This is a genomic window from Blastococcus sp. CT_GayMR20 (genome assembly GCF_004570345.1).
Genome location: NZ_SPQM01000310.1, coordinates 1 through 1,217, shown reverse-complemented (window position 1 = coordinate 1,217; position 1,217 = coordinate 1). Strand labels below are relative to the sequence as shown.

General features: G+C 75.0%; 2 protein-coding genes and 1 pseudogene. 1 reads left to right on the top strand and 2 read right to left on the bottom strand.

The features are described 5' to 3' along the window. Positions 1–220 (top strand): annotated as a pseudogene (locus E4P40_RS28435) (hypothetical protein); the annotation flags it as partial. Here the strand turns inward: E4P40_RS28435 and E4P40_RS27615 are convergent. Further along, on the bottom strand, positions 208–675 hold the full coding sequence (locus tag E4P40_RS27615) for a hypothetical protein (protein ID WP_135161470.1): 468 nt from the start codon (positions 673–675) through the stop codon (positions 208–210). The pseudogene E4P40_RS28435 and the gene E4P40_RS27615 sit on opposite strands and share 13 nt — an antisense overlap. After that, the coding region (locus E4P40_RS27610) for a methyltransferase domain-containing protein (protein ID WP_135161468.1) at positions 672–1,217 on the bottom strand (546 nt) is incomplete at its 5' end. The genes E4P40_RS27615 and E4P40_RS27610, both read right to left, overlap by 4 nt.

Sequence of the window (1,217 nt, the reverse complement as noted above, 5' to 3'; positions counted from 1 at the left end):
GCTGGAGCCCGGGCTGCGCCGCCGGATCCTGGACTCGCTGCCCGGCGTCCTCGCCGCCTCCGGCGTGGCGCTCGTCATCCAGTACTCCCCGCTGATCCAGAACGAGCTGCGCCGGCTGTTCCCGTCGGTCCGCCGGCGGATCTCGCCGCTCAACGTGCCACCGGCGTTCCTCTTCGCGTGCTCGCTCCAGGAAGCGGCCGCCGAGGATCAGGCCGGCTGATCCAGCAGCTCGAGCAGTGCCCCGACGGTGAGGCCGAGCACGGCGTGCCCGACGATGCCGCGCAGGTGGCTGACCAGCGGGTAGGCCGTCAGCAGCGGCAGGGACGTGCCCTCGTCGACGACGGCCCACGCGACGGCGGCGACGGCCGGCCCGGCCCGCAGCGGCGGCATCCCGCGGCCGACCAGCGCCGAGGCGATCACCCCGTAGGTCGTGCCGAACGTGCGGTGAACGGCCACGCCGACCCGGCCGGCGGCCGCGTCGTCCAGATCGCGGCCGGCCACCTGCCCGAGCTGTCTGCCGAGCTGTACGAGCGTGCCGCCGGACGCGAGCTCCGCCTCGCGGCGCTGGGAGGCCTCGCTCTGCCGCCGGTAGAACGCCGTGGTCGCGGCGTCCATGGCGCGGCTCGCCACGTAGCCGACGAGCGCACCGCGGACGATCCCGCTCCCGGCCGTCATCCCGGGCTCGCACCGCGGACGGCCCAGGCCCGGGCGGTCAGGTGGATCGAGCCGTCCGCCTCGGTGGGCAGCCGCTCGCGCACCGCGTCGCGGAGCGAAGTGCGGTCCTCCTCGTCCAGCGACATCGCGTACGCGGGGGCGGAGCCGGTGCCGCCGAGGAACGGTGTCCAGTAGTCGTCGAAGTCCCGGAAGACGGTCGGGACGACGACCGGCCGCACCTCCACGTCCGTGAGGCCCGCGCGGTGGAACATCGAGCGCAACGGGTCGGGGCGGCAGAAGCCGAAGCGGATCGCCTCGTGCATCGTCTGCGCCCCGGGGTCGAGGTCGATGGCGGCGTCCCAGAAGTACCCCATCAGCTGCATGCCCGCGGGGTAGTCCCACACGTAGGCGGCCACCACGCCGGCCGGCCCGACGGCCCGTCGCATCTCGCGGAGCGCATGGTTCCGTGCGGCGACGAAGTTCAGCACCAGCCCCGAGACGGCGGTGTCGGCCCAGCCGTCCGCGACGGGCAGCGCCCGGGCGTCGCCGACGACGAACCGGGC